Below are 22,307 nucleotides of genomic sequence, written 5' to 3'. Positions count from 1 at the left end.
AAATAGCCAACAGACCAAAAGCCGGCGATTACACGCCGGCTTCTTCGTGGAAATCGATCTCTTCCGTCCGTCGAATTGCCGCAAACCATCGCAGGACGTCATTATGATGATCTATAATCTGCTGGGCGGTCAGGGCCGAATTATTCCAGGTGCTGTGGGCGTCTCTTGCCAGCGTGACCCGGTAGCCCAGGCTTACCGCCCTTCTGCATGTCGTATCCACGCACAGATCGGTCTGCATTCCGGCAAGCACGAGATGCTCGACGCCGTGACGCTTCAATTCATCCTCAAGCGTCGTTTGATAGAATGAATCCGGCTTCGTCTTGTGAACGATCGCATCCATCATTGCAGGTGCAATATCGGCATGAATCTTCCATGCCTCCGACCCCTTCTCCAAGCCCTCATCGCTGTGTTGTATGTAGACCACGGGAGCATTGTCCTTCCGGGCCTTTGCTATAAGCTGCTTGATGTTTGTCAGCAGCCGTTCTCCCTCATATACCGGATCCCCTTCATCAAACATCGCATTCTGCACGTCAATGACCAACAACGCCGTTTTCCCCATCCCGCCAGCCTCCCTGTTCATATTCCAATCTTTCTCCACTATAGAACGTACATTCCCGTTTTGCAATACATAAAAGTAGATTTTGGAAAATTCCCGGATATTGAGCAGAAGAGCTGGCTAACCGGAAATGATAAGGGATCATTGAAAGACGGATCGGATAATCCGCATCCCCTCAACTTGATATAACAACTAATACAAGCTAAAATACCACAAATAAAGCAATACCACGCCGCCCACCGTCCTATCCAGGATGAATAAACTGCTAAAACATTAGAGCCCCCTCTTCCACCGACTTTTCAGGTTCGACATACCAACTTAAATGATGTAATATTAATCTATCGATTTTTCTGACGAATCCCGCGTATATGATATATCAAATTATAAGGGGATATTCATGGAACAATTTCCGCTATACCAGCAAATCGCGAATGCGTTACGGGCAAAGATTGAATCCGGGGAGCTTCAGAGCGGGGATCAACTGCCAACCGAAGCTGAAATCTCGAAGACTTATAACGTAAGCCGCATCACATCCAAGCGGGCGCTGACCGAGCTTGAGAATGAGAAACTGATCTATCGGATCCAAGGGAAGGGCAGCTTCGTCAGTACATCGCCGCCTCCCCGCCAAGCTTTCGGCGGAAGCGGCAAGGACGTTCTGCTGATCCTGCCGTTTGCCCATAATCCCGGGCTCGGCGATTACGAGAAAGGGATTAATGAATATCTGGCTGCGACGGATTATACGCTGAACATCCAGTCGAATACGATTGTCGGGCAGCGCAGATTGCTGCAAAGCGCCCTTCAATCCTCCCACTCGGGCCTGATCTTCTACCCGGTTAACAGCGTATCGGATCTCGGGATTTTGTATCAGTATCATCTTTCCGACTATCCGCTCGTCACGATGGATAAATGCATCCAAGGGATTCCGTTCCTCTCCGTGGTCGCCGATAACTTCGACGGCGGCTACCAGGCTGCCCGCCATCTGATCGAGAACAATCACAAACGAATTGCCTTCCTCTCGTCCCAGAAGATCGAGGACTCATCGTCGCTCCGGGAGCGCTATTTCGGCTATTTGAAGGCGCTGTTCGAGGCAGGCCTGACCGATCCCGGCATGCATGATCTTACCGAACAGGGTCTGGCCCATGACAATCCTGCGTCGCAGGAATATTTCCTCCGGCTCCTCGAATCCGTGATGGAGCAAGGCATCACCGGCATCGTAGCCGAGAATGACCTCATGGCCATCGAGATCATTCAAGCTGCCAAAGAACGGGGGCTGTCCGTCCCGGACCATTTCTCCATCGTGGGCTTTGACGATATTCAGCTTGCCGGTCTCATCGAGCCGAAGCTGACCACCATCTCGCAGGATTTCGAGCGGATGGGGTACCTTGCGGCCGAAAGCCTGATCGGGCTCATCGAGCAGCAGCCCCGGGTTCAAGCCAAGGAGAATGTTGTGGTTCCGGTACGGCTCATTAAGCGCCAGACCGTCAAGAAGCTGTAACCTGCCATCTATTTTCAATTGATTAAAAAAGGAGATGTTACATATGCTGCAATACATCGATACACGACAAGGCTCCAACAGCAGATATCCTTATTCCAACGGAAACACGCTTCCTTATACAGGCGTGCCTTTCGGCATGAACCATTTCGTTGTGCAGACCCACAATGAAGGCAGCTGGTTCTTTAACCCGCATGACCGCATCTTCCAGGGCATTCGGCTGACGCATCAGCCAAGTCCTTGGATGGGCGATTTCACCCACTTTCTGATGACACCGATCGCCGATGACAAGATCAAAGGCTCCGTCTTCACTTGTCAGAGCTCATACCGTCCGGAAGAGGCCGTATTCAAGCCGCACTATGTGCGGGTTAAGCAGCAGCGCTACAACATTACGACCGAGCTGGTTCCAACCTGTTACGGAGCGGCGATGCGCATAAGGTACAATTCCAAGCAGCAGGCCGGATTGGTGCTGAACGTTAGCAATAAGAGCGAGTTCCGCCTGGATGCCGCGGGGCGCAGGCTCACCGGATACGTCAGCAATTTTGCCGACTGCCACGACAAGGATTTCCGGATGTATGTGGCCATGAGCTTCAGCAAAGATGTGGACCTCTCGACATCCGGATATTATGACGCGGAAGGTGCCTTCATTCCCGAAGTCTCGCTGGGCGGCACCGATCAACATGCCGTCATTCGATTCAAGGACTGCGAGCGGGAGTTGTTGGAGGTGAAGCTGGCAACCTCGTTTATCAGCATCGAGCAGGCCGAGCTTAACCTTCAGCGTGAAGTCACCGGCACCCTGGATGAGCTGAAGGACCGCGCTGCCGAGTCGTGGAATCATTACCTAGGCAAAATCCAGGTCACGCATTCGAACGAAGAATACCTGCGTACATTCTATACCTGTCTGTACCGCATGTTCCTGTTTCCGCAGAAGTTCTATGAACTGGACGCCGATCTGCAGCCGGTCCATTACGATACGACGGCTAAAACGGTCAAGAAGGGGATTTTGTACACGAATAACGGATTTTGGGATACGTACAAAACGGTATATCCGCTTTACTCCATCATTGCTCCGAAAGAGTATGAGGAAATGCTCGAGGGCTTCCTGAATTCCTATCGCGAGGCCGGATTTCTGCCGAAGTGGCTCTCTCCGGACGAGCGCGGCCTGATGCCGGGGACGCTGATTGATGCCGTGATCGCAGATGCTGCCGCCAAAGGAATCGGTATGCACCTGATGCCTGAGCTGCTGCAGGCCATGCTGAAGGCAGCCACGACGCAGAGCGGACAGAATTGCTACGGGCGCCAAGGGACGCTCGATTACCTCCAATATGGGTATGTACCAAGCAGCTACCACGAGAGCGTGAACCATACCTTGGACTATGCCTACAGCGATTACTGCATCAGCCGTGTTGCCGACGTGCTCGGCGAGGAGAGCATTGCTGAGCAATACCGGCAAAGCGCATTGAATTACCGGAACATTTTCGACCCCGTCACCGGCTTTATGCGGGCGAAGGATAAGAACGGACAGTTCCGCCAAGAGTTCGACGATACAGCTTGGGGCCGGGATTATGCCGAAGGCAGCGCCTGGCAGAACAGCTTCGCCGTATTCCAGGATTTCGAAGGCCTGATTCAAGCGTACGGTTCCAAAGAACGCTTTTTCGACAAAATCACCGAATTATGCAACAAAGCGCCGGATTTCGACGTGCTCGGGTACGGCTTTGAAATCCATGAGATGAGTGAGATGGCCGCGATCGATTACGGGCAGCTGGCGATCTCCAATCAGCCGAGCTTTCATATTCCGTATCTGTTCAATTATGTAGGGCAGCCAGCCTCGTCCCAGGTCGTTCTGAAGCAGCTGATGAGCAACCTGTTCAACAGCGGCTATGACGGCTTCCCGGGGGATGAAGACAACGGCAGCATGTCGGGGTGGTACGTATTCAGCGCGATGGGCTTCTACCCGGTTTGTCCTGGAAGCAATGAATATGTGCTCGGTATTCCACTCTTCGACAGCGTCACCATTGAGCTGCCGAACGGCAAGCAAATGCGCATTCATACCGATAACAACAATCGGCAATCCAATTTCGTTTCGAAAGTGGAGCTCGGGGGCGAGGAATACACCAAGCTGTTCATAACGCATGAGGATATCTTGGCAGGAAAGACCCTTGATTTCCGGCTTGGCTTGGCACCCCGCTACCGTTCCTATACTCCGGAGGAGCTTCCATTCTCCTTATCCAAGCAAGAACGCTAAAGGTTCACTTGTAACTGTTACAAGGGACATCCCTCAAGGCCGGATTCATGGCCTGCGGGATGTCCCTTTTCTTCGTTTGGGTTCACTTCTCTGAAAATGAAAAAAACGGAATGTTCGGCGCCGCATCGGGTAACAATACACTTGATCTTCATTTATGACGGATAATCAGAGGAATTACGGGGGTGATATTGTTGTGGTCGACGGTATTATACTACGTTCCAAAGTGGACTGTTTTTGCTCAAGCCTTTCTGCTCTTGATCATCCCTCTCCTGCTCTTACCCATGTTCAAGATGATCCGAAAATCCATAAACTCCAGCTTTTCTTTGAAGCCGGACAAGTATTCCCCTCCTAGAACGGAAAGTCCGCTAAAGAATATCCGTTTGACCGGGAAGTACGATACAGACCTAACGGCGATCCGTAAAGTTATCGGAGGTCAGGCGGATGTTCGATTCCGTGAGATTACGATCCGTGGAACGAGGGTCAGGGCCGTGCTCCTGTTCGTCGAAGGGTTGACGGACATCGACCTGGTCGTCACGCAGCTGCTCAAACCGCTAATGCTCCATGGCATACCGGAAGAACATCGGACAGCCTTTCTTCATTCAAGCAGTGCGATGAAAGACTATTTAACCGAACAGGTGATGACGGTCAGCGAAGTTCAAGCCGTGACTGAGATGGAGAGGTTCGTGGAATCGGTTCTGTTCGGTAAAACCGGGCTGGTGGTGGAAGGGATGCAGGGCGCATTCCTTATCGGAGCCGCTAAAGGGAAGAGCCGGAGCATTGAGGACCCGATCTCGGAGGCGCTTCTGCGCGGTCCCCGTGTCGGCTTTACCGAGCGTCTCGGAGACAACACGGGCCTGCTCCGGCTCCACGGACAAAACGAGAGTCTCGTCATGACAAAGTTCGAAGTAGGGAACCGGGTAAAGAAGGACTTGGTTTTGGCCTACATGAGGGACATCGCCGATTCCAAGCTGGTGGAAGAGGTAGCCTCCCGGATTCAAAGGATTGAAATCGATGATCCTATGGAATCCGGATACATTGAGCAGCTGATCGAGGACAACGTTCTGAGTCCGTTTCAGCAGGTGCAGAACACCGAAAGACCCGACAGAGTGATTGCCGGATTGCTGGAAGGAAGAGTTGCCATTCTGCTGGACGGTACCCCGTTTGCTCTCATCCTCCCGGTTACCTTCAGCATGCTGCTCCAGTCGCCGGAGGATTACTATGATCGATGGCTGCCAGGGACTTTTATTCGTGTATTGCGGTTTCTGGCTGCTATGCTCGCCCTGTTGGCCCCGGCGCTCTATATTTCATTCATCTCGTATCACCCCGGCTTGATTCCGACCAAGCTGGCGCTTTCCATTACCGAGACAAGGCAAGGCGTACCGTTCCCCTCGATCATCGAGGCGCTCATCATGGAGGTCTCGATTGAAATCTTACGTGAAGCAGGAATCCGGCTCCCGAAGCCGATCGGACCTGCGATGGGCATCGTCGGCGGTCTGATCATCGGCGATGCGGCCGTCAACGCTGGCATCGTCAGCCCGTTCCTGGTGATCGTCGTTGCCGTTACCGCCATCTCGTCCTTTACCATTCCGGTATACAGCGCCGGAATTACCCTTCGCATTCTTCGTTTCACCGGGATGTTCAGCGCGGCGGTGCTGGGACTGTTCGGCGTCGTCCTGTTCTTCCTGTTAATTTGCAGCCATCTGGTACGCCTGAAGAGCTTCGGCGTTCCTTATGTGAGTCCTATGACACCTTATAACATCAGCGAGTGGAAGGATTTTATTATTAGAGCTCCGCTCAAAATGATGAAGAAGCGGCCCGGTATGTTAAAACCAAATGATAGCGACCGAAGAAACTGAGGATATCCATGCAGTGAAAAGAGGTTAGAACGATGAGCAGTCCCAACACGAGTCCTAAAGAGAACATCTCCACTTCGCAAGCTGCCGTAATGGTTATCAACTATATGCTTGGGGCCGGTATCCTTACCCTCCCCAGAACTACCGTAGAAGCCGTTCGAACGCCGGACGCATGGATCTCCATCATCGTGTCCGGACTTATCGTTTTGGCAGCAGGCTGGATCTTAGTATCGCTGTGCAAAAGATTCCAAGGAAAGACATGGTTCCAATTTGTTCCGGAAATTACGGGCAAATGGATCGCATTCATCCTAAGCCTGCTGGTTATCGGATATTTCATTGTCATATCGGCTTTTGAGATTCGGATTTTGGCCGAGGTGACGGCATTATTTCTACTGGAGGGTACGCCCATATGGGCAATCGTCCTGCCCTTCATGTGGATCGGCCTGTATTTGGCGCTGGGGGGCATTAACTGCATCGCCCGCCTCTATGAAATCATACTGCCGATCACGCTTGTATTTTTGGTTCTCGCCCTCCTGCTGAGCAGCAATATTTTTGAGGTGGATAACCTGAGACCGGTGCTTGGATCCGGTATTATGCCTGTATTGCGGGGGATCAAGCCGACGCTTCTGTCCTTTACGGGCTATGAGATTATGCTTGTTGCCACAGCTTTTATGAAATTCCCCAAGAAGGCAACTAGTGCTGTGATAATCGGCATATCGGTACCTGTTTTGATGTATACCTTTACCGTCATTATGGTTGTCGGAGGGATGTCGATTGACGGCGTGGTGACGAGAACATGGCCCACTTTGGACCTGATGCGCAGCTTTGAAGTGCAAGGCTTGATTTTTGAACGGTTCGAATCCCTCCTGCTCGTCATCTGGATTATGCAGATTTTCTCTACCTATACCGTTACGCTGTATGCGGCATCCCTAGGATGGTCGCAAGTATTTAACAAAAAGTTCCGTCCCTTTGTGTTTGCATTGCTTCCTGTCATCTTCCTCATCGCGATGATTCCTAAAGACGTGACGGAAGCCTTCAAGCTCGGCGATACGGTCGGCTATGCCTCCGTCTTTCTGTTCGGAGTCATGCCGCTGATATTGCTGCTGGTCAGCTTGGCCCGCAAGAAAGGAGCGATGCCCAAATGAACAGAAGGGTCCGCCAAGCGCTGCGGGTTACCGCAGCCATGCTGCTTGTCCTTAATACCGGATGCTGGAGCAGCCAGGAAATTGAAGACATGAGCATTGTTGTAGGACTCGGGCTGGATGTCGCCAACGAATCCCGATTCGAGCGCGATATCACCAGGCAAGGGGGAACCTATCCGAAGAGGAATGTGGTGACTGCGACGGTGCAGATTGTTCCCCCTATCTCAGGTCGTGGCCAGAGGCAGGGCCAAGGCGGTTCAGCCGGGTCACAAGGTTCCAGCATGGCCTATTTGAACGAAAAGCTGACGGGAGACTCCATGATCCAAATTTTCCGCCAGTTCTCGGTTCGGAGAGACCGTCCGCTAATCGGAGACCATCTCAAGGTAATTGTCGTTGCATCTGAATTGGCCAAACAATACAGCTTGGAGCAAATCTTCGATTTCATCCTTCGCGATAACGCCATACGTCCAAGCTGCCTTGTCGTTGTCAGCCACCGGGAGGCGATCGAGGCATTAAGCTCGACAGAGCCTGGAGAAGTCCCCGCCTTCTACTTGACGGGACTTGTCGATAATCGAAGCCGGTCCAACAAAATCCTTCCTCCGGTGACGCTGATGAAGCTGGACAGCACCCTGCAGTCGGGCACCAGCTTTCTGCTGCAAAACATGGTTACGTCTAATGGCGAGCACAAATTTTCGGGAGCCGCCATTATTAAAGGCAGCTCCAAGAAGTGGATCGGAGAATTAACTCAGTTCGATGTGGAAGGCTTGTCTTGGATCAGGGGGGAAGTCATGGGCGGAGCGCTTAAGGCGTACGCACCTGCCGGGTATACGGTTACCTATGAGCCGAGGAATTCCAGCAGCAATATCACCCCCAGAGTTAAGGATGGCGACATTTCCTTTCATATCAAAATCAGGTCGGAAGGCCGGTTAATTGAGGACTGGAGTTTCCGGAGATCCCCTCCACCGAATCCTATCTGAAAGAAATGGAGAAGGTGTTCGAAAAACAAGCCTCCAAGCAAATCGATCAGGTGCTGCACAAGATGCAGCATGTATACCATGTCGACGTTGGAGGATTCGGTGAACAGCTTCGGATCAAGCATCCAAAGCTGTGGAAGCAGATAAAAGATCAGTGGGATGATACCTTCAGCCGCATCCCGATCACCTATGAGCTCGAGATGAAGATAACGGATGCCGGATCATCCACGGATTGAGAGTGCGAGCGCGGAGCTGACAAGCCCGCGCTCGTTGACGTTCTGCAGATGCTCAGATCCCCTTATATCAGAAACATCGCTACAGCCGTTGTGGCCGCAAGACCGATCAGCACAGGCTTCAGATTGCGTCTGGCCAGCTCGAACGGACTGACGCCGCATATAGCTGCCGCCGGAATAAGGGCCCAAGGAATCAGCGTGCCGCCTCCAACCCAGATGGCAGCCACCTGGCCGAGTGCAGTCAGCGTCTCGGCGCCGGAGCCGATCGCAGCAGCGAACAGCTGCGCAACCGAACCGGCCAGCGAGATCCCGGAGAAGCCGGAGCCGTCCAGACCGGTAATGATGCCGGTAATGGTCAAGGTAACCGCACCCGCCGCACCATTGAGCGGCACCACATGGGCAAGGGCAACCCCCAGATCGTTCACGATGCCGTGCGAGGCGGATGGCAGAACGGTTCCGAACAACTCCGCGAAAGCTGCATCGCCCAGGTAGAAGAAGGCCGCGATCGGGATCACGGGCCCGAAGACTTTGAAGCCGAACATAAGACCCTCGATTAAATATGAGGTGACTTTCTCAAGTCCCCGGTTACGGTGAGCGATCAAGGTAATGGCACCAAGAATGAGGACGGCCGTGCCGCCAACGAGAGCGGTTGCATCCCCTCCCTGCAGCTTCAGGAGGAACATCGCCGCAACATCTGCAGCGAACAGCAGCAGGATCGCAATCGCCAGCCATTTCTTCATCCCCGGCGATATAACCGCCGTCGCATGCTCCTCATCCGAATGGGTCGTGAGCGCATCTCCCGTGCTTTTAATCGTGACGAGTCCATCCCGCCAAGTGCCGTTTCTTAAATCCCTTCGCATCATCCAGAACGCGGTCACGGTTGTAACGGCTCCCATCACGATAACAAGCGGCACGCTGGCGGCCATGACACTGGCTACGGGCAGCCCTGCCGCATCGGCCGTCAGCTTCGGTGCTCCCTGGATAATATAGTCGCCCGATAGCGCGATACCATGACCGAACAGATTCATGGCTACCGCGGCCCCGAGGGCAGGGAGTCCGACCCGAATCGCCACCGGCAGCAGAACGGCGCCGATTAACGCCACGGCAGGCGAAGGCCAGAAGAAGAAGGAAGTGATCATCATAATGATGCCGATCCCCCAATAGGCCATCGCCGGCGTGCGGAGAAAGCGCGTTAACGGCGCCACCATCGTCTCGTTAATCCCGGTCTTGATCAGCACCCTGCTCATTGCCACAATAATGGATATAATCATGATCGTGCCCATCAGCTCTTTCGTTGCATAAATGAACGATTGGAACACGCCCGAGACCGAGCCGCTGAGTGTCTCCGTCGCCAGCAGGCCGAGCGCAAAGATGCCGGTCACGCAAATCAGCGTCGTGTCGCGGCGCCGGATCAGCAGCGTCAAGATCAGCACGATAAACGCCAGGTACACCCAGTGAATCGCGGTCAGTTGAATTCCCATATGCCGTCACGCCCTTTCCAGGCAGTTGGTTTATTTGTGACTACATCTTATGCATGGGCCTGGGCAAGGGTTCAATGACCCGTACGACCGGACGTTTACGAAATCTGCACGATGCGTATGGTATATTGAATGCGAGCGGTGTTTTGCGAGGAAAGGAGTTGAATCGATGTACACCATTCTGATCGTGGAAGACGATGAACGCATCGCGGATAAATTAAGCTCGGCCATCTCCAAATATGATTTTAATGCACGCATCATTGATGATTTCAGCCGCGTCATGGACATCTTTACGGATACGAAGCCGGATCTGGTGCTGCTGGATGTTAATCTGCCGAAATACGACGGTTTCTATTGGTGCCGGCAAATCCGAACCCAGTCCCACTGTCCGATTATTTTCATCTCGGCACGCGACAGCGGCATGGATCAGATCATGGCGCTGGAAAACGGGGCCGATGATTATATTACGAAGCCGTTTGACATGGAACTCGTTCTGGCCAAAATCCGCAGCCATCTGCGCCGTGCGGTTGGCGCTTATGCGACCGGCCAAGAGGAGGAACATACCGTTGAAGGCGCCGGTCTCATCCTGTATCCGGAGCGATTCGTCGTGGCCTATGGGGACCGGTCAGCCGAGCTTACCCAAAAGGAGACGGCCCTGCTGATGATGCTGATGGAAAAGGACGGCCGCGTGGTCAGCCGCGAGCGGCTGCTGGATCTGATGTGGGAGGATCAGCATTTCATCGATGACAATACGTTAAATGTCTATATCACAAGGGTTCGCCGCAAGCTTCGCGAATTGGGCGCCGGAGACCTCATTGAGACCGTTCGGGGAGCAGGCTACCGGTTCGTGACGGGCAGGGAGCCCTTATGAGACTGTTCCTGCGGGAGCATCTCCCGCTCATCTTGTTTTTTACCGTGCAAATGCTGCTTGTCCCCCTCCTGTATTGGCTTACCGGGGAGGGCAGGCCCTTTGCCATCGTGCTGTACGGGATTCTGCTGGGCAGCGTCGTGCTGCTCGCCTATCTTGCGTACCGTTATCTTTCCCACCGCACGATGTATCAGGAGCTTTCTTCCGAGGATCTTTCGGAGGAGTTCTCCAACCCTCCCTTGGGTGAAGCGCCCCTGCCGGAGGCGATGCATGAGCGGATCAGCCATTATGAACGTTTATATCGCGAGCAGCTGTACCGGCATCAAAGCCAGACCGACCAGCATCTCGCCTTCATGAACCGCTGGGTGCATCAAATGAAGACCCCGCTGTCCGTGATTCAGCTCACTCTCGATGAAGTCGGAGAAGCACCCGCCGAGCATATTCGGGAAGAGCTCGAACGGATACGCAAAGGCCTGGAAATGGTGCTGTACACCGCCCGCTTAGACCGGTTCGAGCAGGACTTCGCCGTAGAATCCATCGGACTCCGTGCCGTGGTAAGCGAATCGGTCGTCGAGAACCGCAGGCTGTTCATTCGTAAAGGCATTACGCCGGTGTTCCAAATCGATGATCAGATCTCCGTCTATACGGATGCCAAATGGTTCAGGTTCATGCTGGGGCAGATTCTGACGAATGCCGTGAACTATTCGGGCAGCCCCGGTAAGAAGATTCATTTGACAGCCGAAGCGTCAGGAGCATTCGTTAAGCTGCACATATGCGATGAGGGGATCGGCATCGCGCCGGAGGATATCAACCGGGTGTTCCACCCCTACTTCACCGGAGAGCGCGGGAGGCAATACCATGAATCCACCGGCATGGGCCTTTATCTTGTCCGTGAAATCGCCCATAAGCTTGATCATTCCGTACAGCTGGAGTCCACGCTCGGTGAAGGAACCACCGTTACCTTGACGCTGCGCCGAGCTGATAACCAAGGCACACCTCGAGACTAGGTGTGTCTTCTTTGTATAGGCATAGGATATCGTGAGATCCATCGTCTAAAGAATACGAACAAAAAATACGAACATAACCTTATGGCAGATGTAAGCTCCGTTTCACCTAAATCCATAGCAGGGCCAGGGCAATATGCGATAGAGTTAGGTTACACTAAGAGGATGTTCAAAAAGCCGTCTTTTGATCACGTAGGGAGTCAAGAAGTAACTCGGCATCGAATCTTGAATTCAGCCGGGCCTTCCGGTGCTCACGTACCCAAAACGTACGCTCCGCTCCTCACTCCCTAGCTTCATCCAACCTTCTCGGTGCTGAAAATCCGACTTTTTGAACTCGCACACTAATTAGGCATATAGAAAGGAGCTTACGGGTTATGGCTATTCTTGAAGTCACAGCATTAAACAAAGTATATACGGGCAAAGTGGCGACACAAGCTCTTACCGATATTCACCTCACCATCGATGAAGGGGAATTCGTCGGCATCATGGGCCCTTCGGGCAGCGGCAAAACCACGCTGCTGAACATGGTATCCACCATCGATCGGCCAAGCTCCGGCGAGGTCAAAATCGGGGGAAAGAATCCGTACACCATGAAAAAGGGCGAGCTTGCCCACTTCCGCCGGAGACAGCTCGGCTTCGTATTCCAGGATTTCAATCTGCTCGATACGTTAACCGTTGCCGAGAATATTGTGCTTCCGCTGACGCTGGACCGTCGTCCGCTCAAGGACATGGAGAAGCAACTGCAGCAGACCGCCTCGCGGCTTGGCATCCGCGAAATTCTCAATAGACGCGTATACGAGATTTCAGGAGGCCAAAGGCAGCGTACCGCGATTGCCAGAGCGATCATCGGCGCGCCTCTGCTGCTCCTTGCGGATGAGCCGACAGGAGCGCTCGACTCGAATTCCTCGCGGATTGTGATGGAGTCGCTCGCCGAGATCAATGAGCGGGACCGTACCACCTTGATGCTGGTTACGCACGATCCTTTGGCCGCAAGCTATTGCAACCGCATCGTTTTTATTAAGGACGGCAAGCTTGCCGCCGAAATTCACCGCGGCGAGAACCGGCAGGCCTTTTTCCAAAAAATCATCGATACGCTATCGTTCTGGGGAGGGAATACAAGTGAACTTTCCTCAATTCGCGTTTAACAACGTCCGGCGGAATGCACGTCAGTATTTTGCCTATCTCTTAAGCAGCTCGTTCATGGTCATGATCTTCTTTACCTATGCCGTATTTATCTATCATCCGGCTATCGAGAATTCGCCAATGGGCGCCATGACGCGTACGGGCATGACCATTGCCACCGTAATCGTGTATGTGTTTGCCTTCTTGTTCGTGCTGTATTCGATCAGCGTCTTTCTGAAGTCGCGGAACCGGGAGTTCGGTATTCTTACGATCCTCGGGGCCGAAGCCAAACAGATCAATTGGCTGATTTTCCTGGAGAACACGCTCATTGGCGCCATTGCCATCATCACGGGCATTGCCAGCGGAATGCTGTTATCGAAGGTGTTCTTGCTCATCAGCACCAAAGTGATTGATATGGACGAGCTGCCGTTCTATTGGCCGGTCAAAGCGATCCTGCTGACCGCCGGTGCGTTCGCCGCGCTGTTTCTCGTCATTTCGCTCTTCACCTTGCTGTTTATCCGGAAGAATCAAGTTTTGGAGCTTCTCAAAGGCACCAGCAAACCAAAGACCGAACCGAAAGCCAATCTGTTCCTGGCCCTCTTGGGCGTGATCCTGCTCACCATCGGCTTTTCCGTCCTTCGCGTCAAGGAGTTAGACCCTACAGGACTGATGATTGCTGCGGTTACCGGCATTCTGGGCACGTATTTCTTCTACTCCCAACTATCCGTATGGGTGGTTCGCATGCTGCAGCGAAATCGCACGACCACTTGGAGAGGGACGAACCTGCTATGGATCTCCGAAATGAGTTACAAGATCAAGGACAATGCCCGCATGCTGTTCCTGGTCACGGTTGTCGTGGCTCTGGCCTCCATGAGCACCGGCTTCGTGCTGGCCATGCAGCAATCGATTCGATCGGTATATTTGGATAACCCCTACGCGCTTAGCTACACCTACTACAGCAATGCCGACGAGACTAAGGTGCAGGATGAGTTGGCCCTGATTGAACAGCGACTCCAGTCAGAAGGGCTTAAGTATAAACGTGCGGAGGTCGAGACCATCTACTATCGCTTGTCAGCGAATGGGGAGGACTCCTTACACATCATGCCGCAGTCCCAATACGATCGTTTGGCTGCCATGATGAATACCAAGCCGGCTGGGGCACTCGGCGAGAATGAAGCCTTATTGACGGAAACCCCGAATGCAGCGAAGAAGAGTAAAGGGAAGCTAATGGAAGCGGATATCGATTTATCCGGTCAGCCCTACTCATTCAGCTTGGAGAACCGCACAGACCGGATCGCGGCTTTGGTGTATAGCGGCAGATTGATGGTCGTTACGGACACCATGTTTGAAGAGCTGCGGAGCGGGGATAAAGCAAATAGAATCAGTGTGAATCATACCTATCCGTTTATTTTTCCCGGTTCCCAAGGGCTCCCCCAGAAGGACGATCCTGAAACCAAGCTCGGCCAAGAGCTGTCGGAATGGAACGGTAGCGCAATCAGTGAAGGTTATATAAAATCCAGGGCGGAGAACTATTACACCAATAAACAGGCCATCTCATTATTCAGCTTTATCGGGGTGTTTGTCGCCTTGATCTTCTCGATTTCAACCGCCAGCTTCCTGTATTTCAAGCTGCACACGGAGCTTTCAGCGGACCAGGCGATGTACCGTTCCCTGTCCAAAATCGGACTCAGCGCCCGGGAGATGAATATCTCCGCAACAATTCAGATTGCCGTACTGTTCTTTATCCCGATCTTGGTTGCCTCCGTGCAGTCCTTGGTCGTGCTCGGTCCCGTTCTTGGATATCTGGATGCTCCGTATGTTAGCGGTCCTGTATTGGCGGCCTCATCGGCATTCTTGGCTGCCCAAACGATCTATTTTCTAATCGCCAGAGCCCGTTACATCAAGTCTGTGAATAGAATGATGGTGTAACACAATGGCTACAGTAAAAAATGAGACCGTGATGAAACGCCAGCCTGCCACTGGAACGGGACGATTACAATTTCTAGACCAGTTCAGGGGATTCGCTCTGCTTGGCCTGCCGTTTGTTAACGTACTGGCGCTCTGGCTGATCGCCACGCCTATCGTGTCCTTATTTTATCTAAGCTCGCTCTTGATGCTCGGACATATCCGCATAGGCGCCAAGGTCTTGCATCCGTTACAGGCGTACGGCAGGATGGCGCTTACCAATTACATTGGCCAAACGGTTTTTTTGGTCGGAATTCAACGTTTAATATTGAATGGATCCCCGAGCACGTATGTCGTCTCCACGCTCGTTTCCCTAGGGATTGTGGTCTTCCAGATCATCATCAGCAACCTGTGGATGCGTTGGTTCCAATACGGGCCTCTGGAATGGTTGTGGCGGTGCGGGACCTATTGGACCCTCTTGCCGATTCGCCAAAAAACAGGAAACCCGCAGGCCTGAGGCCTATAGGTCTCCTGTTTTTTCTTGTAGATGCGCCCAGTGATCATGTAAATCCCGAAAAGTATCGTCCATATAAACACAGGGCCTGCGGTGACCGGGTAGATGAGCACGCTTAATTTCGGAAGCAGCAGTGCAACAGGTATTCCAATCGCCCCCCACACTCCTGTCGCTATGCCAATCCAAGCCAAGACGGGCTTCATATTGCCTCCAGCAAGCAGCGCAAGGCCAAGCAGGCTTACTCCGATCCAGGCCAGCATCATGGCAAAGTCGCCGGCCATAATTCCGAAAGCAAATAATCCCACACCCAAGGCGGCTGTCCCAGGGTCCTGCACTGAACCCCACTCCTTGGCAAGGACCGGAAGAACGGTTAACTCCATCGCAAGTACGAGCACCCATATCGTGATCGCCGCAACGAACAAGCGGGAAGCCAACATCGCAGCAGGGCGCCTGCTGGCGACGGCCTCCCCGAGCGACAGTCCTCCCAGCCACAATAATATGGCCGCCAGCATCAGGCTGTGATCCCATTGCCAATAGGTCAGCATGTCCGGAATCATCGATATAACATGGTGCCCCGTCCACGGATCCGTAGCCGGCGGGTGCATCAGCGTAGCTGTAACAAACAACGCCCCGCCCAATAAAATGCTGATTCCTGCATAACGGCCAACCCGCGAAGCATCCTTCCATTTGCTCATGAGGGGTTCCCTCCTTGCTTCTTCGTCTACCTATCCTTATACTTCCCGCTCTGCGTTGAAACTAGAAGTTTAAGATTTTGTCGCGACATTCAAGCAGATATGACTGATTCCACTGAAACCGGGCCATTTACGTCCGCTGAAGAGCGGGATATGATATCGTTATCCACACAGTTGAAAAACCTAAAACGCAAGGAGGCGGCACATCGGATGATGAAGATCAGCGTTTTTGCCAAGGTCAGCGGGCTGTCCATCAAAGCGCTGCGCTATTATGACGAGCTGGGCCTGCTCAAGCCGGCCCATGTGGATGAACAAAGCGGATACCGTTATTATGCCGAGGAGCAGCTTCTGACCGTCAAGCGGATTGCCGCCTACAAGGAACAGGGGTTTACATTGGAACAGCTTAAGCCGTTTTTGGAAGACAATATAAGAGCCGATGCCGTTAGAGACAAGCTTTCCGAGAAAATGAAGGAGCTTCAGGAGACGGTGCAAAGTCTCCAGCTGCAGCTGGATGAGGTGAACAGCAGACTATCTCACCTGGAGCACATCGGGACGGGGGATCCCGCGGAGTCCATCCGGACCCGGAAAGTCCCGTCTCAACGCGTCGCTTCCCTTCGTGACCAGGTCCCCCGCAGCCAGCTATGTCTCTTGCTCGATGAGGTTATGAAATATGCGGCTCTACAAGGGGAAGAGGAGGCCGGGCAGCTCATCATCCTTTGGCATGACGACGGCAATGGGAATGCCGATGTGGCAGACATTGAAGTTGCCCTCCCTTTATCCAGGGATATACCTGCCAATGGCCGGGTGCGTGTGCATGTCCTGCCAGAGCTGGAGTCAGCCGCATCCCTTATCCATCATTGTGATCCGTACAGCTATAGCTGCCCCGTCATACCCGAGCTCAAGGCATGGATTTCGTCCCAAGGTCTCGTTCAATCGGACCGGGAGCCGATCCGTGAAATCTATCTCACTTCGGACAAAGATATTTACGGCAGGAAGCGCCCTGCGGAATTGCTTATTCCCTTGCTAGGTAATGCAGAGTAGCCATTCCATAACGTGATCGGATACCGGAGAAGCGCCTGGGCCCAGCCCTCATCGCCTCAACACGTACTTGGAGAGGTAGTAATCCGGCTTGTTTTTCATGAAAGCTCAAAAAATGCTCCCCCCCTCTTGACTCTCCCCTTAACAGGAGAGTGTACAGTAGCTTTAAATCAAACAAGAGGAGTGGGATTTTCATGAAACGATTGGAAGATAAAATCGCATTGGTTACAGGCGGAAGCCGAGGCATCGGCAAAGGAATCGCGCTTCGGCTGGCGGAAGAAGGGGCACTGGTCGCTGTTCATTACGGAACACGCCGGGATGCAGCGGAGGAGGTTGTCCAGACCATACAGAATCAGGGCGGGCGGGCTATCGCCTTAGGCGCCAACCTGGAATCGGTAGACGGAGCCAAAGGGCTTATTCATTCGCTGGAAGAGGAACTTCTTCGCGCAACGGGGGACAACCGCTTCGATATTCTGGTGAATAACGCAGGCATCGGAACCTCCAAGACCTTTGAAGAGACGACCGATGAAAGCTTCGATGAGCTGATTGCCGTAAATGTAAAAGCACCGTTCTTCCTGGTGCAACAGGCCCTGCCGCTCCTGCGTGATGATGGGCGCATCGTCAACATCTCCTCCGGCGTGACGCGGATCGCTTATCCGCATATTATGGCCTACAACATCACCAAGGGAGCCATCAATACGTTTACCTTGCATCTTGCCAAGCTGCTGGGCCCGCGCGGAATTACGGTGAACGCGGTGCTTCCAGGGATTGTGGACACGGATGTGAACGCATCTTGGCTGCATACGCCGGAAGGACAGCAGCATGCCGCGGAGATGTCCGCGCTTGGCCGAATCGGTCAGCCTTCGGATATTGCGGATGTCGTAGCGTTTCTCGCATCAAGCGACGGGCGCTGGGTCACGGGACAAATGATTGACGCAACCGGCGGCTCTCATCTGTAACTGTGAAGAAGGGCTATCCTTGCTCGGCAGTAACGCCAAGAATGATAGCCCTTATGCTATATATACTGCTGTTAATTGGATCTGTTAGTATGCTGCTCAATCAAGGTAGCTCTTTCCCTCAATTCGTTGTTCCATCGGATTCGCCCATCCGCACAACCGACTTTCGCTCCGGGTCCCAGCGCAGTGACAGAGCCTCACCTTGCACATGCAGGCCTCCCACCCATTTGTCGATGATACCGGTGCGGGCATCGCCGGCCTTTCCGGCTAATACCTCCCGGCCCAGATTCGTGACTTGCAGGACCTGATCTTGGAAATGCGGGGCGGCCTGCTTGAAGTCCGGAAACGGTGCTGTGCCATCAGTAACCAGCAGCGGGTCCGGCCCCTCCGTCAGCTTCGCAAGGTAAAACCAGAATTCCAGGTCCCCCATGCCGAGCATATGGAGCTGGTCTCCTACCCTTCGGAACAACTCATACGGCTGATGAACTCCATCCGCTACAGCCTCTAACGTCGTCTGCTCGATGATTCCGAGCCCATTGCCCACAGAGGGCAGCCGGGCAAGATGGGCCTCGAATGCATCCCTTGCAAAAGGCAGTGCCGGGGAATCCACCTCCAGCATGCGCTGATGTTGCTCCGGCCGATCCGAGGTATAGGCTTCCCACAACATGCTGCCGAGTGCAAGCTCGTCTTCTCCGATCGCATGCCATGTGCCCGATAAAGTCTCGAGCTGCTCGGTGCTGAGCTGCCCCAACCCGCGAAAAAGCTCAATGCCCGGGTAGGCGCCAATGCACAGCAGGCTCAGCTTCGTATTTCCCAATGACTGCTCCTTAAACCAATGCAGCAAATAGGACAGCATGGTCTGGTCAAACAGGTCATGCTCAAACCAGAGCACGATTTCATCATATTTATGAAAATCCCGAAGCTTCCTCTCCTGCGACTCGCAGGTCTCGATATATTCCTTCTGCGGAATCCCGAGCGTTTGCTCCAAATAGCGAGCCCTCGTTCTGCGATTATCCGGCTCGTCCATTCTCGGAAAGACCGGACCAAACGAATAAAGCTCTCTCCACACCAGGATATCTCCTTGAATGTTCCCTTGCTTCAGCTTATCCCCCACTGAATCTCCGTTGACAATATGCAGCATACGCCTGCCTCCCTCATATAGATCGGTGAACACCGATACAAAGTCGGCTACATGAAGCGTGTTCTTCAGCTTCCGCCGGGCATCAAAGAGCCGCTTCTTCAAAGCTGCCAGAGATATATCCAGATATTGCGAAATCTCCTGCAGGCTGTAGCCTTGAAAATAATAGAGCTGAACCGCAATCCGCATGCCCGGCGGCAAATCCGCGATCGTGGCATGCAGCTGGCCGATCAATTCTTTCTTTTCCACAACCGTCTCCAGGCTCCGCTGGTCGCCAGCCGGCAATTCCATCTCGTGCAGCGGTAACGTCTGCAGCTGCTTGCGGCGCAGGTCCCTGTAGCACTGCCGCTCAACAATCACTTTGAACCATCCGGGAAAACGCCGGGGATCCTGCAGCTTATGCAGATTTGCAAAAGCCTCCGTAAAGGCCTCCTGCACGGCATCCTCCGCCGAGTGGGGATCCTGCAATTTATCGTAGGCTACGGCCAGCGCCATTCCGGTATAATGCCGGACCAGGCTTTCCTGAGCCTCCGCACTGCCCTGCCGGGCTGCCTCAATCCACTGAAGCACGTTCATCTAACCCTCCTTTCCCGGTGTCTCTATCCCTTAAGTGCCGATCTGAATGAAAAAGGTTACCTTCCTTCAAGAAATTATCGTTTGAACCGGATGGATGATCGATCGGAAATTCTCCATCGCCTTCGCCGGCGCTTCCGAAACACGGTTCCAATGGTGATAGAAGCTGCATGGAAATTTAAACAGATGGCCGAAGTCCCAGTCGATCGCAGCTCCGTCAATGCCCGCCCAGTACTCCGGCTGATGCGGCAGCCAGACCGATCTTGGAGCCTCCGCGAGAGGCAGCCGATTCCACCGGGGATATGAGCCGGATCGGTTCCGCAGGGTCCAGCCGGCGGCTGGCACGGAGCACCTTCACGATTTTGAGCAAGCCCGGCAAGCCTCTATGGAAGTAAGTATGGTGGCCTAAATCGTACAACAGGTTTAAGGCATGGGAATAGGTCAGCATATGCCCCAGCAAGTCATGATGGGCTTCCGCGCGGTAGATCACCGAATAAGCGGCCAGTTCGTTCAAAATAAAAGCCGACAGCTGATCGCCGTCCGTTATTTCAGGTATCCCGTCAAGCTCATCCAGAGTCAGCCGTTTAACCTCGGCTGCTGAATATCCGATCCAGGACCTTCCCGGGATCGTCTTCGCGAAAGAGCCAATTAATTCCGCAATATCGGCAGCTTCATGCCGTAGACCGCCTCCAAGCTCATGGAGTGCAGCCAGGCTTATTGCGGAATAGATCACGTTGTGACCTACCCAGTGCAAGCCATCAATCGTAGCGTCTAGGGCCGCGAGAATCCGTGCTTCCGCGTCTTTCACGCTTATGCTGTCCTCTGCCGCCGCCCTTCCCGGCTGCAAGTATTTGCCGACCATCCTCCGATTCTCCACCGCCACGGCCTCTTCAACCTTCCCGGTCAACCGGTTTGCCTTTGCGAAAAAATAACCCGCAATCGCGGCCGCTCCGTAATGGGCCTGCCAAATATCCCCCGTTTGCCGTCTGCACTGCGACAGTATGGTTAATCCGTCAGCGAGAATCACCGTCTCCTGATCCCTCAACATGAATCCCCCCATAACGCTTGACATTAACCTAACACCTGTGTGATGATACTCATCAAATCATCTTGTTCTCTCTTCCATTCGAAAAAGAGCTGCGCAGATGATTTCAAGAACAACATACCACACGGCTAGGAGAAGAAATAGTAGCTTATCTTTCGAGGTCCAAGCGAACCGGCGAATGGTGCGAGGCCCGGTACCCCGGAATAAGTGAATGGATCTTCTCGCTTCAACCCCAACCTTCGGCTAATGCCGGGGCAGTAGGCCTTGACGGCTCTCCTCCGTTATCATGGGAGATATGACAGGAAGCATGGCGTTGTCCCCCTTCCCCATTCCTCCCGTGTCATGGATAAGAGCGGCTGTACGGTCGAATTCGGGTGGTACCGCGGAGTTACACTTCGTCCCATAGAGGGATGAGGTGTTTTTGTGTTGTTCGCAAACGATCAGGAGGTGTGTTATGAAACGATTATTGTCTGGCATCAAGCCAAGCGGGGATTTGAATATTGGCGGGTATGGAGGCTCGCTCCGTCAATATGTGAAGCTGCAGCATGAGTATGACTCCTATTTCTTTGTGCCGGATCTGCATGCAGTGACCGTCTATCAGGATCCCAAGGAGCTGCATCAGCGCTCGCGGGACATTGCAGCGCTGTATATCGCATCGGGGATCGATCCCGATAAAGCGACGATTTTTCTGCAATCGCAGGTCCCTGAACATGCCCAGCTGGGATGGTTGCTGGAGACGCAGGCGCATTTCGGCGAATTAAAGCGGATGACCCAGTTCAAGGAGAAATCCGCCGGGCAGGATACGGTAAGCTCTGCCCTGTTCACGTATCCGGTCCTGATGGCTGCCGATGTGCTGCTCTATCAGGCAACGCATGTGCCGGTCGGTGACGATCAGAAGCAGCATCTGGAGTTGACCCGTGATGTGGCCGAGCGGTTCAATAACCGGTATGGCCGCACGTTTACGATGCCCGAGCCGATCATTCAGGATATTGGCTCCCGCGTCATGGGCCTTGACGATCCGTCCAAGAAAATGAGCAAGAGCAATCCGAATAGAAATAGCTGCATCCACATGATGGATACGCCAGAGGATATCCGCAAGAAATTCTCCAAGGCCGTTACCGACTCGGACGGACAGGTCCGGTACGACTGGGAGAATAAGCCGGCGGTCAGCAATCTGATCGAGATTTATTCCGTATTCTCCGAGGAGGAAATCCCCTTCATCGAGAAACGGTATGAGGGCCAAGGATACGGTACGTTCAAGAAAGAATTGGCCGAAGTGGTCATCGAGAAACTTCAACCGATCCAGGAGAAGTTCCATCAAATCGTGAATTCCTCCGAGCTTGATCGCATTTTGATGGACGGAGCGAAGCGTGCTTCCGAAACCGCAGGCACAACACTGCTTGCCGCCAAGAAAGCGATGGGATTCGTCACGTTCTGAAAGCACCGCAGGGCGTCCCCTTGGTATCTGCATCCTGCTAT

General features: G+C 53.4%; 19 protein-coding genes. 14 read left to right on the top strand and 5 right to left on the bottom strand.

Annotation, left to right across the window (positions count from 1 at the left end):
• Window positions 1-28: 28 nt before the first annotated feature.
• Window positions 29-559: a cysteine hydrolase family protein gene (locus tag NSQ46_RS01050; RefSeq protein WP_251535810.1), complete on the bottom strand. Its 531-nt coding sequence runs from the start codon at window positions 557-559 to the stop codon at window positions 29-31.
• A gap of 394 nt (window positions 560-953) precedes the next feature.
• Here NSQ46_RS01050 and NSQ46_RS01045 point away from each other — a divergent pair, with 394 nt between their 5' ends.
• From NSQ46_RS01045 to NSQ46_RS01020, 6 genes are all read left to right on the top strand, one after another.
• The gene (locus NSQ46_RS01045) at window positions 954-2,051 is read left to right on the top strand and encodes a GntR family transcriptional regulator (RefSeq protein WP_007128986.1); all 1,098 of its coding nucleotides are present in this window, start codon (window positions 954-956) and stop codon (window positions 2,049-2,051) included.
• Window positions 2,052-2,094: 43 nt separating this feature from the next.
• On the top strand, window positions 2,095-4,293 hold the full coding sequence (locus NSQ46_RS01040) for a GH92 family glycosyl hydrolase (protein ID WP_342576081.1): 2,199 nt from the start codon (window positions 2,095-2,097) through the stop codon (window positions 4,291-4,293).
• Window positions 4,294-4,484: 191 nt separating this feature from the next.
• Window positions 4,485-6,149: a spore germination protein gene (locus NSQ46_RS01035; protein ID WP_342576968.1), complete on the top strand. Its 1,665-nt coding sequence runs from the start codon at window positions 4,485-4,487 to the stop codon at window positions 6,147-6,149.
• A 32-nt stretch (window positions 6,150-6,181) separates the two neighbouring features.
• Window positions 6,182-7,291 (top strand): spore germination protein, encoded by a 1,110-nt coding sequence (locus NSQ46_RS01030; RefSeq protein ID WP_341342572.1) that lies wholly within the window; start codon window positions 6,182-6,184, stop codon window positions 7,289-7,291.
• On the top strand, window positions 7,288-8,265 hold the full coding sequence (locus NSQ46_RS01025) for a Ger(x)C family spore germination protein (protein ID WP_342576079.1): 978 nt from the start codon (window positions 7,288-7,290) through the stop codon (window positions 8,263-8,265). Before NSQ46_RS01030 ends, NSQ46_RS01025 begins: the two co-directional genes overlap by 4 nt.
• Before the next feature lie 14 nt (window positions 8,266-8,279).
• Window positions 8,280-8,498: a Ger(x)C family spore germination C-terminal domain-containing protein gene (locus NSQ46_RS01020; RefSeq protein WP_342576077.1), complete on the top strand. Its 219-nt coding sequence runs from the start codon at window positions 8,280-8,282 to the stop codon at window positions 8,496-8,498.
• Between the two features lie 62 nt (window positions 8,499-8,560).
• Here NSQ46_RS01020 and NSQ46_RS01015 read toward each other — a convergent pair whose 3' ends face one another.
• Window positions 8,561-9,976: a hypothetical protein gene (locus NSQ46_RS01015; protein ID WP_341342574.1), complete on the bottom strand. Its 1,416-nt coding sequence runs from the start codon at window positions 9,974-9,976 to the stop codon at window positions 8,561-8,563.
• A gap of 166 nt (window positions 9,977-10,142) precedes the next feature.
• On the opposite strand from NSQ46_RS01015, the gene NSQ46_RS01010 reads away from it, so the two are divergent.
• The 5 genes from NSQ46_RS01010 (at window position 10,143) to NSQ46_RS00990 (ending at window position 15,389) form a co-directional block, all read left to right on the top strand.
• Window positions 10,143-10,844, top strand: coding sequence for a response regulator transcription factor (locus tag NSQ46_RS01010; protein ID WP_251535816.1), 702 nt, complete (start codon window positions 10,143-10,145; stop codon window positions 10,842-10,844).
• Window positions 10,841-11,848 carry a sensor histidine kinase gene (locus NSQ46_RS01005; protein ID WP_341034727.1) on the top strand — a complete coding sequence of 336 codons (1,008 nt, stop codon included), beginning with the start codon at window positions 10,841-10,843 and terminating at the stop codon, window positions 11,846-11,848. Before NSQ46_RS01010 ends, NSQ46_RS01005 begins: the two co-directional genes overlap by 4 nt.
• Before the next feature lie 371 nt (window positions 11,849-12,219).
• A complete protein-coding gene (locus NSQ46_RS01000) occupies window positions 12,220-12,990 on the top strand; it encodes an ABC transporter ATP-binding protein (protein ID WP_251535818.1) in 771 nt (256 codons plus the stop codon).
• The gene (locus tag NSQ46_RS00995; protein ID WP_342576073.1) at window positions 12,965-14,896 is read left to right on the top strand and encodes an FtsX-like permease family protein; all 1,932 of its coding nucleotides are present in this window, start codon (window positions 12,965-12,967) and stop codon (window positions 14,894-14,896) included. The genes NSQ46_RS01000 and NSQ46_RS00995 overlap by 26 nt, the downstream gene beginning before the upstream one ends.
• Before the next feature lie 4 nt (window positions 14,897-14,900).
• Window positions 14,901-15,389, top strand: a complete 489-nt coding sequence (locus tag NSQ46_RS00990; protein WP_251535820.1) for a DUF418 domain-containing protein — start codon at window positions 14,901-14,903, stop codon at window positions 15,387-15,389.
• On the opposite strand, the gene NSQ46_RS00985 is transcribed toward NSQ46_RS00990, so the two are convergent.
• Window positions 15,338-16,081, bottom strand: a complete 744-nt coding sequence (locus tag NSQ46_RS00985) for a hypothetical protein (protein WP_342576071.1) — start codon at window positions 16,079-16,081, stop codon at window positions 15,338-15,340. The genes NSQ46_RS00990 and NSQ46_RS00985 overlap by 52 nt on opposite strands.
• Before the next feature lie 207 nt (window positions 16,082-16,288).
• On the opposite strand from NSQ46_RS00985, the gene NSQ46_RS00980 reads away from it, so the two are divergent.
• Window positions 16,289-17,119, top strand: a complete 831-nt coding sequence (locus NSQ46_RS00980) for a MerR family transcriptional regulator (RefSeq protein ID WP_251535822.1) — start codon at window positions 16,289-16,291, stop codon at window positions 17,117-17,119.
• 191 nt (window positions 17,120-17,310) lie between these two features.
• A complete protein-coding gene (locus tag NSQ46_RS00975) occupies window positions 17,311-18,075 on the top strand; it encodes an SDR family oxidoreductase (protein ID WP_251535823.1) in 765 nt (254 codons plus the stop codon).
• Between the two features lie 118 nt (window positions 18,076-18,193).
• Here NSQ46_RS00975 and NSQ46_RS00970 read toward each other — a convergent pair whose 3' ends face one another.
• The gene (locus NSQ46_RS00970) at window positions 18,194-19,786 is read right to left on the bottom strand and encodes a sigma-70 family RNA polymerase sigma factor (protein ID WP_251535824.1); all 1,593 of its coding nucleotides are present in this window, start codon (window positions 19,784-19,786) and stop codon (window positions 18,194-18,196) included.
• Window positions 19,787-20,000: 214 nt separating this feature from the next.
• Window positions 20,001-20,831, bottom strand: coding sequence for a hypothetical protein (locus tag NSQ46_RS00965; RefSeq protein WP_251535825.1), 831 nt, complete (start codon window positions 20,829-20,831; stop codon window positions 20,001-20,003).
• 451 nt (window positions 20,832-21,282) lie between these two features.
• Here NSQ46_RS00965 and trpS point away from each other — a divergent pair, with 451 nt between their 5' ends.
• On the top strand, window positions 21,283-22,266 hold the full coding sequence (gene trpS, locus NSQ46_RS00960; protein WP_251535826.1) for a tryptophan--tRNA ligase: 984 nt from the start codon (window positions 21,283-21,285) through the stop codon (window positions 22,264-22,266).
• Window positions 22,267-22,307: the final 41 nt, after the last annotated feature.

Origin of the sequence: Paenibacillus sp. FSL M8-0142 (assembly GCF_038597315.1) — a bacterium.
GTDB lineage: Bacteria > Bacillota > Bacilli > Paenibacillales > Paenibacillaceae > Paenibacillus_AQ > Paenibacillus_AQ lactis.
This window is presented reverse-complemented; position numbering and strand designations above follow the sequence as displayed.

Excerpts from the sequence above, each read along its gene's own strand:
- NSQ46_RS01050 (WP_251535810.1), bottom strand. The coding sequence starts at position 559 with ATGGGGAAAACGGCGTTGTTGGTCATTGACGTGCAGAATGCGATGTTT.
- NSQ46_RS01045 (WP_007128986.1), top strand. The coding sequence starts at position 954 with ATGGAACAATTTCCGCTATACCAGCAAATCGCGAATGCGTTACGGGCA.
- NSQ46_RS01040 (WP_342576081.1), top strand. The coding sequence starts at position 2,095 with ATGCTGCAATACATCGATACACGACAAGGCTCCAACAGCAGATATCCT.
- NSQ46_RS01030 (WP_341342572.1), top strand. The coding sequence starts at position 6,182 with ATGAGCAGTCCCAACACGAGTCCTAAAGAGAACATCTCCACTTCGCAA.
- NSQ46_RS01025 (WP_342576079.1), top strand. The coding sequence starts at position 7,288 with ATGAACAGAAGGGTCCGCCAAGCGCTGCGGGTTACCGCAGCCATGCTG.
- NSQ46_RS01015 (WP_341342574.1), bottom strand. The coding sequence starts at position 9,976 with ATGGGAATTCAACTGACCGCGATTCACTGGGTGTACCTGGCGTTTATC.
- NSQ46_RS01010 (WP_251535816.1), top strand. The coding sequence starts at position 10,143 with ATGTACACCATTCTGATCGTGGAAGACGATGAACGCATCGCGGATAAA.
- NSQ46_RS01005 (WP_341034727.1), top strand. The coding sequence starts at position 10,841 with ATGAGACTGTTCCTGCGGGAGCATCTCCCGCTCATCTTGTTTTTTACC.
- NSQ46_RS01000 (WP_251535818.1), top strand. The coding sequence starts at position 12,220 with ATGGCTATTCTTGAAGTCACAGCATTAAACAAAGTATATACGGGCAAA.
- NSQ46_RS00990 (WP_251535820.1), top strand. The coding sequence starts at position 14,901 with ATGGCTACAGTAAAAAATGAGACCGTGATGAAACGCCAGCCTGCCACT.
- NSQ46_RS00985 (WP_342576071.1), bottom strand. The coding sequence starts at position 16,081 with ATGAGCAAATGGAAGGATGCTTCGCGGGTTGGCCGTTATGCAGGAATC.
- NSQ46_RS00980 (WP_251535822.1), top strand. The coding sequence starts at position 16,289 with ATGATGAAGATCAGCGTTTTTGCCAAGGTCAGCGGGCTGTCCATCAAA.
- NSQ46_RS00975 (WP_251535823.1), top strand. The coding sequence starts at position 17,311 with ATGAAACGATTGGAAGATAAAATCGCATTGGTTACAGGCGGAAGCCGA.
- NSQ46_RS00970 (WP_251535824.1), bottom strand. The coding sequence starts at position 19,786 with ATGAACGTGCTTCAGTGGATTGAGGCAGCCCGGCAGGGCAGTGCGGAG.
- NSQ46_RS00965 (WP_251535825.1), bottom strand. The coding sequence starts at position 20,831 with ATGTTGAGGGATCAGGAGACGGTGATTCTCGCTGACGGATTAACCATA.
- trpS (WP_251535826.1), top strand. The coding sequence starts at position 21,283 with ATGAAACGATTATTGTCTGGCATCAAGCCAAGCGGGGATTTGAATATT.